General features: G+C 53.8%; 10 protein-coding genes and 2 pseudogenes. 11 read left to right on the top strand and 1 reads right to left on the bottom strand.

Annotated features, from left to right (window positions below):
- From MMC1_RS14735 to MMC1_RS14710, 6 genes are all read left to right on the top strand, one after another.
- Window positions 1–1035, top strand: coding sequence for a hypothetical protein (locus MMC1_RS14735; protein WP_011714440.1), 1035 nt, complete (start codon window positions 1–3; stop codon window positions 1033–1035).
- A 5-nt stretch (window positions 1036–1040) separates the two neighbouring features.
- Window positions 1041–2015, top strand: a complete 975-nt coding sequence (locus tag MMC1_RS14730; protein ID WP_011714439.1) for a hypothetical protein — start codon at window positions 1041–1043, stop codon at window positions 2013–2015.
- Window positions 1990–2511, top strand: coding sequence for a hypothetical protein (locus MMC1_RS14725; protein WP_011714438.1), 522 nt, complete (start codon window positions 1990–1992; stop codon window positions 2509–2511). Before MMC1_RS14730 ends, MMC1_RS14725 begins: the two co-directional genes overlap by 26 nt.
- An 11-nt stretch (window positions 2512–2522) precedes the next feature.
- Window positions 2523–2909: a hypothetical protein gene (locus MMC1_RS14720; protein WP_011714437.1), complete on the top strand. Its 387-nt coding sequence runs from the start codon at window positions 2523–2525 to the stop codon at window positions 2907–2909.
- 147 nt (window positions 2910–3056) lie between these two features.
- Window positions 3057–4049, top strand: coding sequence for a hypothetical protein (locus MMC1_RS14715; protein WP_227665260.1), 993 nt, complete (start codon window positions 3057–3059; stop codon window positions 4047–4049).
- A complete protein-coding gene (locus MMC1_RS14710; protein ID WP_011714435.1) occupies window positions 4046–5422 on the top strand; it encodes a hypothetical protein in 1377 nt (458 codons plus the stop codon). Before MMC1_RS14715 ends, MMC1_RS14710 begins: the two co-directional genes overlap by 4 nt.
- 358 nt (window positions 5423–5780) lie before the next feature.
- Here MMC1_RS14710 and MMC1_RS22250 read toward each other — a convergent pair.
- Window positions 5781–6358: pseudogene (locus MMC1_RS22250) on the bottom strand (transposase family protein); the annotation flags it as partial.
- Between the two features lie 582 nt (window positions 6359–6940).
- Here MMC1_RS22250 and MMC1_RS14700 point away from each other — a divergent pair.
- From MMC1_RS14700 to MMC1_RS14675, 5 genes and pseudogenes are all read left to right on the top strand, one after another.
- Entirely contained in the window at window positions 6941–8008 is a 1068-nt protein-coding gene (locus tag MMC1_RS14700) for an NAD-dependent epimerase/dehydratase family protein (RefSeq protein ID WP_011714433.1), read from the top strand.
- Between the two features lie 26 nt (window positions 8009–8034).
- Window positions 8035–9093: an NAD-dependent epimerase/dehydratase family protein gene (locus MMC1_RS14695; RefSeq protein ID WP_011714432.1), complete on the top strand. Its 1059-nt coding sequence runs from the start codon at window positions 8035–8037 to the stop codon at window positions 9091–9093.
- Between the two features lie 328 nt (window positions 9094–9421).
- On the top strand, window positions 9422–10240 hold the full coding sequence (locus tag MMC1_RS14685; RefSeq protein ID WP_011714430.1) for a glycosyltransferase family 2 protein: 819 nt from the start codon (window positions 9422–9424) through the stop codon (window positions 10238–10240).
- 521 nt (window positions 10241–10761) lie between these two features.
- A pseudogene (locus MMC1_RS14680) lies at window positions 10762–12360 on the top strand (IS66-like element ISMasp5 family transposase).
- Window positions 12361–12456: 96 nt separating this feature from the next.
- A complete protein-coding gene (locus tag MMC1_RS14675; protein WP_011714427.1) occupies window positions 12457–13911 on the top strand; it encodes a glycosyl transferase in 1455 nt (484 codons plus the stop codon).
- Window positions 13912–14051 lie beyond the last annotated feature (140 nt).

Here is a 14051-nt window from a genome sequence, read left to right as displayed (position 1 = left end):
TTGCCCATCCAAACATCAGAACTACGCTTCTACAAATCCACCACCGTCAGCGATACCACCAGCAATGGGGGCCGCATCTCCGCCAGTGAGATCGCCGATGGGGTGAAGAACAATGTCTGGCCCGACGTGCCACAAGGGGAACGACTGGCCGGATCCACCAAATACCGCAAGGTGTTCTTCAAAGTCGCCAACGATGCTGATATCAAGCTGATTGATCCGCGCATCTATGTGGAGACAGCCACCCCAGGGGATGACCGCATTCTGATCTTTCCCGGCACCCAAACCGATACCCAGGGGATGCTCACCGGATCAGAGCGGCTCTATGGGGCAGGAACGCTGGATGCCAATGTCTCCATCGGGGCCACCAGTATCGATGTCAACACCGAGTCGGCCACCGATGCCATCTTCCAGAACGGGGACCTGATCCGCATCTCCGATCAGGACCATGTGGATGATGCCTCCGGTAACGTCGAGTTTATCCGTCTGGCCAGCAGCGGTGGGGTGACCTGGAATGGGGACAAAGCCACGCTGACCTTTGAGGCCGGACAGAGCTTGCAGAGCGCCTATGCCTCCAGCAATACCCGCGTTGCTTCAGTCATTGAGCCCGAGGATATCGAGGCAACCTGGGGTAGCTGGACCGGATCCACCGTTGCGGGTACATACGACGGATCCGGTCCAACGACAGCGCCCACCAATATTATACCGATTCTCGATTCAATCGGCAGCATTGAACAGACCTGGACCCTGACCTTCAGCGATGCCAACAGCTTTAGCTGCGTGGGGGATACGCTGGGTAGTGTGGGCAGCGGCTCCATCTCTGGGGGTGATTTTGCTCCCAATAACCCTGATTTCAGCCGTCCCTATTTTACGCTGCCTGTGGCGGGTTGGGGCGGGGCTTGGTCCAGTGGGGAAACCATCACTTTCAAAACCCATCCCGCAGCCGTGCCCATCTGGTGGAAACGTATTGTCCCCGCCGGGGCCAATAGCTTATCAGCGGACAAGGTGGTGGTCGCCATTACGGGCGAGAGTGCGTAATCGCCATGGGTGAAATCAGCACTTCGCTTACGATTCAGTTTTCAGCGCCTGAACTGGATGAGCCCTTTGAACTGGTGGTCAACGATGATGACCAAGGGGGCTCTGCGCCAGTTCAGGTGGCTTTCAGCCGTCTAACCTCAGGCGTCTGTGGCTGGGGGCGTATCTGCTATAGCATGAGTCAGATCACGCCCCTTGAGGTGATAGAGCCTGGCAAAAAGCGCGTAAAGCTCTACTGCTCCAAGCGCGTGGCGGCTACTGCCCGGCTCATCATCAGCGGGGGTGAGGCGCGTCTGATCGGGCGTCGTTCTGAAACGGTGGTGGAAACCATCACCTGGTCCAAAGAGCATACCAAGAAACTGCGCTGGCTCTATGACCACCCGGTGTTGGAAATCATCGAGCAGACCTCCTTTCGCAACAAGCAGGGGGATCTGGTCACACCACCCCGCTATGACCGCCAAAGGGGCGCGTTTCATGCCGCCCAAGAGGTGATCGGGGCTCTGGTGGTGCGCTACACCGTAGGTTTTTCCCTCTACGAAATCACCTATGGCAATGGAGAGGAGAGCGTCTCAACGGCTCAGTTTGTTGAAATGCAGAATGCCTGGCAATCCGGCAACGTGGAATCGGCAGAGGTCCCACCGGTACGCATCATCGCCCTGTCCGACTGGCATGCCACCCAGGTATCCTTCCCTCGTAAGTTTTGGCCCTCGGGAGCCCCCAGTGTCAGCCTGCGCCAGGCTTCCCCCTCGGGTAGTAGCGATAAGGACGAACTCGCAGAGGAAGAGGAGCCCAGCAGCGAGGGGTTCTACCAGGAGGTTCCGGGGACCCGTCAAACGGTGCTGGAGAAGATCTATCACCCGGATGATCCCGAGCAGTTTATTGAGGTGAAAAAGACCCTCTATCTGGAGGCGCGGGATACGGTTACCGGCAAGGCGCTTAAAATCAGGTTTCTCAATCATGCCTCTTCAACCACCAGCCCTTGATCTGGGCTTTCTGGATGAGCTGTCGGCCTTCCGATGGGTCAGCGCCAATATCTGCATCACCATCATTGATGAATCCTCGCCCTATGCAGGGATGCAGCTTCAAACCTTCAACGAAGATTTAACCTTGTTGAGACATGCGCTATCAACCTCCAACGCCCAGGTGGGGTGTATGGAGTTAAAGTTCAGGCCCTCATCCCTATTGATCCCTGTTGGGGCCGATTTTCCCCCCGAGGTGCATCGGCTGATTCGCGAAAGACCAACGCTGGAGGATTGGAATGCGTTGATACAGAGCATGACACCCACGCCTAAGCGGGTGGTGATCTCCTGTGATGCCTCAGGATCCACCAACGGATTTGGCGATGTCCGGATCCGAGACAGCCTGTCCGCATGGATTGCCCAGCTGGAAAACAGGGGGGTGACGGTGATCACCCGTGAATACCGTGGTGAGCGGTGGTTGCTCCAGCTCATCGAAGATATGTCAGCCTTGACCGCATAAAGGAGAGTCTTATGGCCCTGCGTTTTAACGATACCCTGCGCAACTCGCTTATGAATAATCTGAAGAGCTACATCGATGGGATCTGCTTTGTCTATCCTGGCACCCGCCCGCCCAATCCCGATTTCCCCACATCGGAGTTGCCCCTGGTGCGTTTTACGCTGCAGTATAATAGCGCCACCGACGGAATGATCAGCTTGAGCAACGCACCGGTAGCCAGTGAGGTTGAAGGGACCGGCACCGCTACCTGGTTTCGGCTGGAGGATGGCAACTACAAGATTGATGGGGATGTCTCTGTTGAGGGGGGCAGTGGTGATGCCATCCTGGATAATGTGGGGCTGACCGCTGGGGAGATGGTAACCCTTAAGCAGATGGATTTCTCCATTCCCAACCCTGCCTGATCCATGCCCCTCTCTGCTGCTGTCCAGTGCCCGTGGTCCATCCTTCAAGAAAAGGCCCTTGATGCGCCCTATGGTTTGACCTTGGGCCGATCCCTCTCAACATCCTGGTCTATCCAGGTTTCCCATGGGGTAGGGGGGTGGTCATCGTTGCTACTGTCCCGGCAGCTTGAAGCCGCCTTCGATTATCTACCTCCATCATTTGCGCTCAACACCCAACTGCCCATTGCCCTGACAGCCGATCTAAACCGGGCCAGGCGCTTTACGCTTGGGCATGAGCTTAAGCTCGCCTTAAGCAGCCGCCTCAGTGCCAGGGTACAGGATGCCCGGGCAAGTTTCACACTCCCCATAGAGCGCACAATACGCCTTCAGGCGGATGCCTATGGCATGCGCTGTTCGGTGGCGTTGGGGTTTTCCCTCACGGCCCGTGCCGAGAACGGCAGCCGGGACATCTCCGTCACCGGCGAGATCCCCCTCTCCCTCAGCAGCACCATCACGGCAGCGCGACATACAGCCCGGGCCTCTGGCGTCGTCACCATTGAATCCCCTGCTATCCTCTTTACCGCCCAAAGTAGCACTCTGCAAGCTGCACCGGCACTTCCCATCCAGTTGAAGGGGCATATCTCCTTTGCCCCTAAATCCAGGCAGGTGACCAGCCTCTATGCCATACGCTTTCCCGTTACGCGTTATTTGGCCGCAGGGTATCGGTGTGGAACGTTCATTGAACAACACCTGGAAGCTTCGTGGGTCATTCAGGTCACGGGCTCATGTCGCACGCCATGGGCGCTGGGTGAATTTGTTTGGCCGCAGTCCCTTACCGCTTTGTGGAAGGTTCAGGTTGGGCGGGGGTTGGATGCCCGTTACGGTGCCCCTATCGACCGCGCGCTCTCTGCCCCCTATCAGGATGCTCTGCTCAAGACCTTACAAGCGGGCTATGCGCTCATGGGACCGGTGCAGCAAAGTTTGGCTTGCCAATGGTCTGCTACCCAGCCGGTGCATGCATCTCTCACAACGGGCTATCAGCTTCAAGCGCGGGACTCAGCTCATAGGGCTATGACCGCATGGTGGGATCTGCTGGCGGATCAGCCTCCTGTGCAGACCTCCTCGGGTGTCCGAGCCTATCATTTAGGTTTGCCCTTATGACAATTCTTTCCGCATCCCTAGCCATTGCCGAGGGGGACTACGCCTGGACAGGCACCATGGAGCTGGCGGATCCCGCCTCATTCCAGCGTATTCAGATCGATGATCCGGTAACCCTGGAACTGGGTGGTGAGATCTTCCAGATGATGGTGGATAATAAGACTCTCTCTCGTGATGGGGTGAGTCGTCCCAGGTTGGTTGTGTCGCTGATTAGCCCCACGGCTCGTTTTACTATGCCAAGAGCCATGCCCATGGAAGGGATGTGGGAGAGCCCTGTTTCTGCCCGTGTGGCCGCCGAAGAGGCCGTAGGAAAATCCATTCTATGGGATCTGGTGGACTGGACCATTCCCGGTGGGCGGTTGGCAGTCTATGATGCTGCGCCCTTAGATGTGGTGCGCACGATTGCAGAGGCGGCTGGTGGGGTGGTGGAGACTACGCCCGGAGGTATTCTGCGGGTCCGTCACCGCTTTCCGGTGGCGGTTCCCCAGTGGGGCCGGGTCACTCCGGACCACATTCTCACCGACTCTGCCGATAATCTCTCCTGCAGAGAGTCCCACCGTGCCCGCTACCGTGTGAATCGGGTCACAGTACGCGGGTGGTTGCCCAGCGGTGGTCATCTCTCTGCTGAGCTGGATCGACGGGTGGATGGGCTTAATCAGGGGCACACCACCTTTCACTCCGGCGGATCTGCCCACCTGTTGGTAAACCATGGGCCCAAGACCAGCATACAGAGCATTTCAGCCTCATCAGGCGCACTGCTTCCCAATGCGGATCAATCCTACACCATCAGTGAAGATCTCATGTTTGATGGGTCCAATAGCGCCACGCTCTCCCAACCCGCACAGTCCATCCAATCGGTGATTTGGTTGGGCAATGATCTGGGTGCTCTGACACTGGCTACAGATGGTATGGCCGTTACGGCGGCCAGTTCAGGTGTTGCTATAGCTAGGGTGACCTTCACCGTGCGTTCCCGATCTTGGAGCCTTACGGCCCCAGAAGTCGTAGCTGGCTTGGACTCTTTTCCCGTGCAGGTGCGCATCACTGGCCAGTCTGGTGATCAGGTAGGGGATGGAGAGATCGTCTGCCAGCGGGGCGATGGTGAACACCCCGGCGAAGATATCTCCGATCCGCTATTGGCTACCACTGAGGCCAAACTCTCCCGAGGCCGGGCTGAGATTGATGCAGGTGAGGATCTTCAGGAGATCTCACTGACCTGCGTTCACCGACCTGGTGTTATGCCTGGTCAGATCATTGAAGTGCATGATGCCCTGATGGGCCGATCCTGGCGGGGCAAGGTAACCGGCGTTGCCCATGAGGCCATCGGCCCGCGCATCACCACGTCCCTGGAGGTTCAACGTGTCGCACCCAGTGCATGATCTTCGACACCTTATCGCCAGCAAGCGGTCCGTATCCGGGCGAGTGGTGGCCGTCACCGGCGGCATGGTCCGCGTGGCTACCGCACGTGGAGTTGTTCAAGTAATGGGGCGTGACCTTGCTGTGGGTGACCGTGTTCTGGTGGAAAATGGCATTACACGGCCAGTTTCCCAATCAACACAACAGGTCACCCACAAGGTTTAACCACATGCCGGAGCCAGCTCGTACCTGTTGGGGAGCTCTGTGTCCGGGGGTGGGTATCTCGATTGTGAAAGAGCAAATTTTTCCGAAGGCCAGCATATCACGCTGATGGGAAAATAGCTGTTATTTCAAAGAGGGTGATGTTTTTGGGAGGGACAGGGCTTTTGCCGTCAGGCGTTTGAGAAAACCAGTAGCACTCTTGGCGGATTTATCATCACACACCTCCAGATAGACCCAGCGGCTGGCTCGGTCTATGGCGACGAACAGATAGCGACGAGAGGATTCATTTGGCATCTGAGGGAGGTGTTTATAATCCACATGGACGTAGCCTGGCTCATAATCCTTGAAAGTTTTTATGGGTTTCTTCTCACCTTCAGGTTGAGGAATCAGGTCTCGTAAGCGTGAGACGCCATGGCGACGAAGGCATCGGTCCAGACCTGAGCGGCTAACATCGGGATTGACGAATTCACGCATAACGACCAAAAGATCATCCAGGGGAAGAAGGAATGTTTGACGCAGCTCACAGCTATCGCTTCCTGTTCGGGTGACAAGGTAGTCTGCAAATGATGAGGCGTGTGGGATCGATCCTCCGTGTCGGTTCGCCCCTTCCAACGCCGCACAGTATCCGTTGTGATACCAAGCTCTGAAGCAAGCACGGTAACCGGCAGTGTTGAATCCTGAATTTGCTTACGTGTCCTTGGTGTCGTTGTCGCGTTGGCGTGTAATCGGATGTTCATGACTGTTTCCCTCTGATAGCTCCTGATCCCAGCGCTGCCATGAAGGCTCGAGCTTGGAATAAAGGATAGCTCAGATAGTAAATGGAATCATCCGGGATTTTGCATCTACCCACAAATCAGCAGGGACATAAATTTTGTTTTTCCGATACATGAACCCCGTACCACCGTTACCGGCCCAGTAGCCGCTTGATACCGGGGTCTCTGAACGGTTACACTTGCAGAATCAGTCGTAAGCAGGGATTGTGTCCAAACAATCGGGTGCGGTACATATCTTGCTAAGGTGATTGCTGAACGGAGAAAGGGAAACCCCGTACCACCGTTACCGGCTCCAGTAGCCGCTTGATATCGGGGTCTCTGAACGGTTACTGGAGGATTGTCTTAAGAGTGATGCGGTTACTGGAAATGCTCTCCATAGTAGAGAATATGATAGAGGCAAATCAGCTTGAAGTCAGCAGAGATCAGAAGGTGTTTTTTTTGTTTCTCTCGCCCATAGGGCGTAACGTTACTGAATGCCGCTTCACTACCCTTGACTGGTCCGATCAGTTCTGATGAGGATCTTTTGGTCGGAAAGCGCCTTAATATATGTTTAGAACCCTTTTTATACCCGGCGGTGCAGGGTTTGTTGGATCCAATCTGGCCATCCTGTTTAAGCAGGCCTATCCGGATCGTCACGTGGTGGTGATGGATAATCTCAAGCGTCGTGGGAGTGAATTGACGCTGCCGCGTCTGGCCGAACACGGGGTTACGTTCCTACATGGAGATGTCCGGGTTAAAGAGGATGTCGAGGCAGTCGGCCCGTTTGACCTGCTCATTGAGTGCTCTGCCGAGCCCTCAGTCCATGCCGGTTATGGGGAGTCTCCGGCCTATTTATTGAGCACCAACCTGACTGGCGGACTCAACTGTTTTGAGGCGGCCCGTCAACATCAGGCTGCGGTGCTGTTTCTCTCTACCAGCCGGATTTATCCCATAACCCCCATGCGCGCCCTGCCCCTGAAACCCATGCAGACCCGCCTGTATCTACCCCAAGGCGTGACCGGTACAGGCTGGTCTGATCAGGGCATTGCCGAGGATTTTTCACTGGCAGGCGCCCGCTCTCTGTACGGCGCCAGCAAGCTCAGTTGTGAAACCGTACTGATGGAGTACGCCGAGGCCTATCAGCTGCCCGCTCTGGTCTACCGCTGCGGCGTGCTGGCCGGTCCTTGGCAGATGGGAAAAGTGGACCAGGGTTTTGTTACCCACTGGGTAAGCCGTCACCATTATGGCACCCCCTTATCCTATGTGGGGTTTGGCGGCGAGGGGCTCCAGGTGCGTGATCTTTTACACATTGCCGATCTGTTCGAACTGATACACCTGCACCTGCCCAAGCTGGAATCCGGCACATGCCCGATCTTTAATGTTGGTGGCGGGGTGGATGTCAGCGCATCACTGCAGGAGATGACGACCATTTGCCAAAACCAAACCGGCAAAGAGATCGTCATAGGCCGACAACCGGAAACCCGCGATGCGGATATCCCATATTATGTAAGCGACACCCGCAAGATTAAGGAAATCCTGGGGTGGCAGCCCAAAAGGTCTGTCGAGACCATCGTGGCGGATATCCATCAGTGGATCTGTAGCCACGAAAAGCAGTTGAGTCAAATCTTTCTTTAAAAAAAACAGTAAATAAAGGGAGTTCCATGTCAGTTATCTTGATTACCGGATCCGCTGGCCTGATCGGCTCTGAGGCCGTGCGCTTTTTTTCTAGCCAAGGCTTTGAAGTGGTGGGTATCGACAATGATATGCGTCAATACTTCTTCGGTTCCGAAGCCAGTACACGCTGGTCCCAGGAAAAACTTCAGGCCAGCGTACCCCGTTATCAACATGAGTCGCTGGATATCCGCAACTATGAGGCCCTGGAACAGCTGTTTGCCCGCTACGGAGATAATATTTCCGGCATCATCCACACCGCGGCGCAACCATCCCACGACTGGGCCGCAAGGGAGCCTTTGACCGATTTTTCCGTCAATGCCGTGGGTACCCTGAATCTGTTGGAGTTAACCCGTCTGCACTGTCCCAAAGCTGTGTTTATTTTTACCAGCACCAACAAGGTCTATGGCGACACCCCCAACCGCCTGCCTCTGGTGGAGGAAGAGACCCGCTGGACCATCCGCGACACCCACCCCTACGCAAAAGATGGCATTGATGAACTGATGAGCATCGACCAGAGCACCCACAGCGTTTTCGGGGCCTCCAAAGTGGCGGCGGATGTGATGGTGCAGGAGTATGGCCGCAATTTTGGCCTCGCTACTGGCTCCTTCCGGGGCGGCTGTTTAACAGGCTCGGGGCACTCGGGGGCAGAGTTGCATGGCTTTTTGGCCTATTTGATGAAGTGCGCCATGGAAAAGCGCCCCTATACCATCTTTGGTTACAAGGGCAAACAGGTGCGCGACAACATTCACTCTAGCGACCTGATTCACGGCTTTTGGCACTTTTTTCAAAACCCACGCCCCGGCGAGGTTTACAACATGGGGGGCGGGATGGATTCCAACTGCTCCATGCTAGAAGCCATTGAGTTATGCCAACAGATTACCGGCAATATCCTGGATTTCAGATACAGCGAAACCAATCGAACCGGTGACCATATCTGGTGGATTTCTGACCTGAAAAAGTTCAAGGATCACTATCCCCAGTGGCAACTTGAATTCAACGTAGAGCACATTCTTCGCGAGATTGAAGGGGGCTTGAAAACACGCTGAGGAGAGTGGCCCGCCACCCTCATGCCCAACCTTAACCCGAGACAAACGCCTGCCGCATGCCGGGTTGCGATGGCCCATGACCGAGAACATGCAGCGGCCTGCTTGGTCAAGGGCAAATGGCTGCAAAAGGCCAAAGCGGGCGGTCCTCCCCTGGATCTGGGCCAGAGCCCCCCCGCCAGGATGCCCAGTGTTGGATTCGTGCCATCAAGGGTGACGCCACATCCTGGGCCATGGTTGCTGCCACCTGCTCTGCGCCCCCTGTGGCGTGCGCCTTGGCTGTTTGGTAAGCAGAAAAACACTATGAAAACCATGCTTTAGGAGAAGTGTAATGCCTGTTCAGGTGCAATACCGTAAGGAGTGGGAGGAAGCAGGGATTACGGACATGCTCTCTGTGATCATTCCCACCCATAATGAGGAAGGGTGCATTCAATCCACGGTGGAAAAGCTGATTGCCGTTCTGCAGGCTGAATCCATTGCCCATGAAATTCTGGTGATCAACGATAATAGCAGCGACCGCACCGGGGAGATTCTTGTGGCCATGACCCCCTACTGCCCCACCATGCGGGTCATCAACAACACCCCACCCAATGGTTTCGGTTTTGCCATTCGTCAGGGCTTGTTGGCCTTCAATGGCGAAGCGGTGGCCCTCTACATGGCAGATGCCTCTGACGCCCCGGAGGATCTGGTGCGCTTTTACCGCAAGCTGCAAGAGGGTTACGACTGCGTGTTTGGCAACCGCTTCACCAAAGGTGGCCGGGTCTACAACTACCCCTGGCCAAAGCTGGTATTAAACCGGCTGGGCAACCTGTTTATTCGCCTGTTGCTGCGCACCGGCTACAACGATACCAGCAACGCCTTTAAGCTTTATCGCCGCCATGTGATTGCCGGGCTGCATCCGCTGCTCTCCTATCAGTTCAACATCACCATTGAACTGCCCCTTAAAGCGATCATCCGGGGCTACAGCTTTGCGGTTGTTCCCAACTCCTGGGAGAACCGCAGCCATGGCATCTCCAAATTTAAAATCAAGGAGATGGGATCCCGCTACCTGTTCATCGTGTTTTACTGCCTGATTGAAAAGATTTTCATGCAGGGAGAGTTCTCCAATCTGCCGACTGAATCCGAACAGTGCCAAAATTGGACTAAGTGACGCCATGAATGTTGCCCCATCACTTCTGGGTAGCCCCAAGGCTCTGAGTAAAGCGGTAGCAACACGTTTGGCCCCCTGTCCGGGCTTTGTTTATGGGAGCTTCAAGAGTTTATGGGCGCTACAACCTTGGCCAAAATATCACTTCTAAAAACAATCTGAGGCCGCGTAAGATGAATCGTAACCGTTCAGAGACCCCTCGTTCAGTGAGGATGTTCACCGTCTGAGAAGGAATTAACTGCTGGGGCTGGCACCAATTTTGTTTGATCTTGGCAAAGAATATCCTTGACACGATTTTCGTCGAAAACGTGAAATTTCAAAAGGAGAGTGCGATCCGATCTGTTTTGCCCATCAAAGCCTTGAGGGGGAATTGTGGCGGGTTTCAGCTGTAGGCCAACCCCGGAGACGAGCGTATTTTTACACTGGCTCCAATGGGGCGCAGAAGCTCAAAAATCTCTTCCTGGAAACTCGTGTTATCATGTTCATGTTGATTCATTCACCGGCGATGATATGGCGCACGAACTATGAAGCTTTCGGATCACGACCTGCTCCAGATTGATGAGGAATATCTCTCCTCGCTATCGTCTGCAGAATTGCTGGCCGTCAGCCGGAAAATGTTGGAGGATCTTAAGGAATCTCGTGAGCGTTTGAACCGGACACCTGATAACAGCTCCCAGCCGCCCAGCAGTCGTCCGGCGTACCTTGGAATTCCAGTTGAGGAGGATGAAGCGCATCTGGATGAGGATAAGGAAGACGCTTCGCCGGATAAAAAGAAGGGGGCCGATGATGAGGGTGGAGATGATTCACCAGGGCCTTCCGGTAATTCTACTCCCCCTGCTCCAGGAAAGGGCAAGCCGGATTCTTCAAGCGAGAAGCCGAAAGGTAGGGCTGGGAAGCCGATCGGCGCCAAAGGCTTCGGCCGTACCCAAACAATTCCGATTCGGAGTACCGTGGTTCATCGAGCGGAAACGTGTGCTGCCTGCGATGCCGCTCTTCCCTTGGATGCTCGATTTATAGCTCGAATCGGCTATGTGACCATCGATCTGATAAGGGGTGGCCCGGATCAGCCTGGATTGAGGCTGGAGGGAACCAAGCACCTTTTTGGGGAAATTGCCTGTAGATGCGGCCATATTTCATGTACCGGGCCCGGCACAGGGGATCGACTTGAGATTGCAGGACGCAAAACTGCCACCAGTTTGAGTGAATGGCGTATTGTCGGCCCCATGTTGGCAGCTTTCATTGTTGCGCTCGCAAAACGGATGCGGTTGTCTCGCTCCAAGGTCCAGGAGTTTTTAATCGATTGGTTCGGCCTGGAGTTGAGTGTCGGGACCATCGACAATTGCATACGTGAAGTCGGGCTGGCTGCCAACCCTGTTCAGGATGAACTGATTGCTGAACTTCGTGCATCTGCTCTGGCTCATGTAGACGAAACGCCTTGGAAGCAAAAAGGTCAAGCTTTGTGGCTTTGGGTTTTCGCGACGGCCAATACAGTCTTGTTTTGTGTGGGACCTCGGACACGGCAAATGGTCATGGATATCCTGACCGAGGAATTCGCGGGCTGGCTGATGAGCGACGGACTCATGAACTACCGGACTTTTTCAAAGCGGCTGCGTTGCTGGGCACATCTGATCCGGAAGGCCAAAGGGTTGTCGGTAAGCCTGGATAAAGAGACCAAGCGATTCGGCTCCAGGGTATTGGAAGTCCTGGAATACATGGTCGAAGAGGTCAAAGACGGATCGGATCCGCCTGCTGCCGCGTCGATTTTGGAAGATTTCCAGGGATACTGCGAAATGTACAGAGATTATCCCCCGTCCGAAAAGGTTCGCAGTCTTTCCGTTGAGCTTCTCAATGACTGGGATGTCATCTGGCTACCCTAGAGATCTCCGGGGTTGCCACTGACAAACAATGATGCTGAACGTGCGCTGCGCCACTGGGTCATCGCGCGTTTGATCAGCCACGGAACTCGTACGGCAGAAGGGAGCCAAGTATTGGGTGTGCTGGCTAGCGTCATCGAAACTTGTCGATTGCGGAACGTGTCCCCCTGGGACTATCTTGCTAAGGTGATTGCTGAACGGAGAAAGGGAAACCCCGTACCACCGTTACCGGCTCCAGTAGCCGCTTGATATCGGGGTCTCTGAACGGTTACGATGAATCAGACGTCCACCAGAATTTCAACAGAGCTTGGGACATCCCCACTTATCAGATGAGGATAAATCTCGATGGGAATCACTCAGAAGAATTCTTTACAGGAAAAGGTCTTATGGGCTCTGTTAGCCGCTTCGTTATTACATGCTTTTTATGTTCTTTATTTAGGATTTGAACTTCCCATCTTAGGGTTGCACGGCTTTCGTCAGACTCAAACAGCTATTTCTGCATACTATATGGTTCATGAAGGGGCCTGGCTGCCCTACATGACCCCTATACTCGGAACGCCTTGGATGATTCCGTTAGAGTTTCCTCTTTATCAATGGATCGTTGCTGTTTTGCACATCGTTAGCGGCATTGAAATGGATCAAGCAGGTCGACTTGTCAGCTTTTTCTTTTTCCTTCTTATTCCTCTCCCCGTCATTACGATCTCTCGCTATTTGAACTTTCCCAAACAATTTCCGCTTTTGTTTGCCATATTTTTCTATTTCACCCCCCTTTATCTCTTTTGGGGGCGGACATTTTTGATCGAAGTTCATGCCGTTTTTCTAGCAGTGTTATGGTTGGCGGCTCTGACGAGATATCTTGATCAAAGAACGCTGTTTCGTTTGCTGATTGTGATCGTTGTTGGTATCTTGGGTGGCTTGGTCAAGGTGACGACCTTTGCCGCATTTGCTTTATTTGGAGCGGCTCTGTGCTTGCATTATCTCATCAAAAAAAGTTTTCTGAAAAAACCTATTCAAACGCTCATTTCACACTGGCCGCTTATTGTGATTTTTGCATCGCAACTGGTTGCGATTCTTGTTTGGGTATCTTGGTCTGATTCGATCAAGGTTCAAGGGGAAATCACCAAAGCCTTAACCAGTGACCTGCTGACGGCATGGAATTTTGGCAGTTGGGAACAGCGTACAGAGTTGCAAAATTGGTATGAGGTGTTGATCCGAAGAACAGTTCGTTCAACGATTGGGTGGGGTGTTTTATTGGTTCCCCTGCTTGTTCTTCCAATTGTTTTCCAACGTCGAGTGATTATGGGAGTTGCTGTTACTCTGCTTCTCTATATCACTCCGTTTTTAATTTTTACCAATCTCCATATTGAGCATACCTACTATCAGGTGGCCAATGCTCTTTTTCTCGTCGCAACTCTCGCTGTGTTGATAGCCTATCTTTCAACCGATCCAAAACATCAACGTTTATTTCTGGCTGCTTTAGTGGTTGTGGTTGGATCTCAGATTCATAGTTTTTATTCAAGCCAATTCTACCGAGCGATGAATGTGGAAGAAAGTCACTACTATGAGAAGGAGATCGGTGACTATCTAAAAGATCATACCCCTAAGGACTCAGTTATCGTGATCCACGGTACAGCTTGGACTTCTGCAATTCCCTACTACTCTGAACGTAAAGGGATTATTTTTGTCGCTTGGATATCTGATGAACTCATAGTCGATTTTCACCAAGATTCATCTATTTTGGCAGGAGAGTTCCCTGTCCCTCGCGTAAATGTTATCTGCACCCAAATTGGCCTTGGCTGATGCATCGATGGAGCGATTTTTCTGGTCTGGTGGAACAAAACCTGGGAGAATCGACGGGGTATAAGGTGCTTGAAAGTGCCTGGATTCTGCTGAATTTTGGATCTCAGGCATAGGACATTGGAACGCCAGGTCAATGCGCT

It is taken from the genome of Magnetococcus marinus MC-1, from assembly GCF_000014865.1.
GTDB classification, from domain to species: Bacteria; Pseudomonadota; Magnetococcia; order Magnetococcales; family Magnetococcaceae; genus Magnetococcus; species Magnetococcus marinus.
Note: the sequence above shows the minus strand (reverse complement) of the source record. Positions and strands in the feature narration are given on the sequence as shown.

Bases quoted from the DNA above. Each gene is read 5' to 3' on its own strand.
- MMC1_RS14720 (WP_011714437.1), top strand. From the start codon at position 2,523: ATGGCCCTGCGTTTTAACGATACCCTGCGCAACTCGCTTATGAATAAT.
- MMC1_RS14730 (WP_011714439.1), top strand. From the start codon at position 1,041: ATGGGTGAAATCAGCACTTCGCTTACGATTCAGTTTTCAGCGCCTGAA.
- MMC1_RS14675 (WP_011714427.1), top strand. From the start codon at position 12,457: ATGGGAATCACTCAGAAGAATTCTTTACAGGAAAAGGTCTTATGGGCT.
- MMC1_RS14725 (WP_011714438.1), top strand. From the start codon at position 1,990: ATGCCTCTTCAACCACCAGCCCTTGATCTGGGCTTTCTGGATGAGCTG.
- MMC1_RS14710 (WP_011714435.1), top strand. From the start codon at position 4,046: ATGACAATTCTTTCCGCATCCCTAGCCATTGCCGAGGGGGACTACGCC.
- MMC1_RS14685 (WP_011714430.1), top strand. From the start codon at position 9,422: ATGCCTGTTCAGGTGCAATACCGTAAGGAGTGGGAGGAAGCAGGGATT.
- MMC1_RS14700 (WP_011714433.1), top strand. From the start codon at position 6,941: ATGTTTAGAACCCTTTTTATACCCGGCGGTGCAGGGTTTGTTGGATCC.
- MMC1_RS14695 (WP_011714432.1), top strand. From the start codon at position 8,035: ATGTCAGTTATCTTGATTACCGGATCCGCTGGCCTGATCGGCTCTGAG.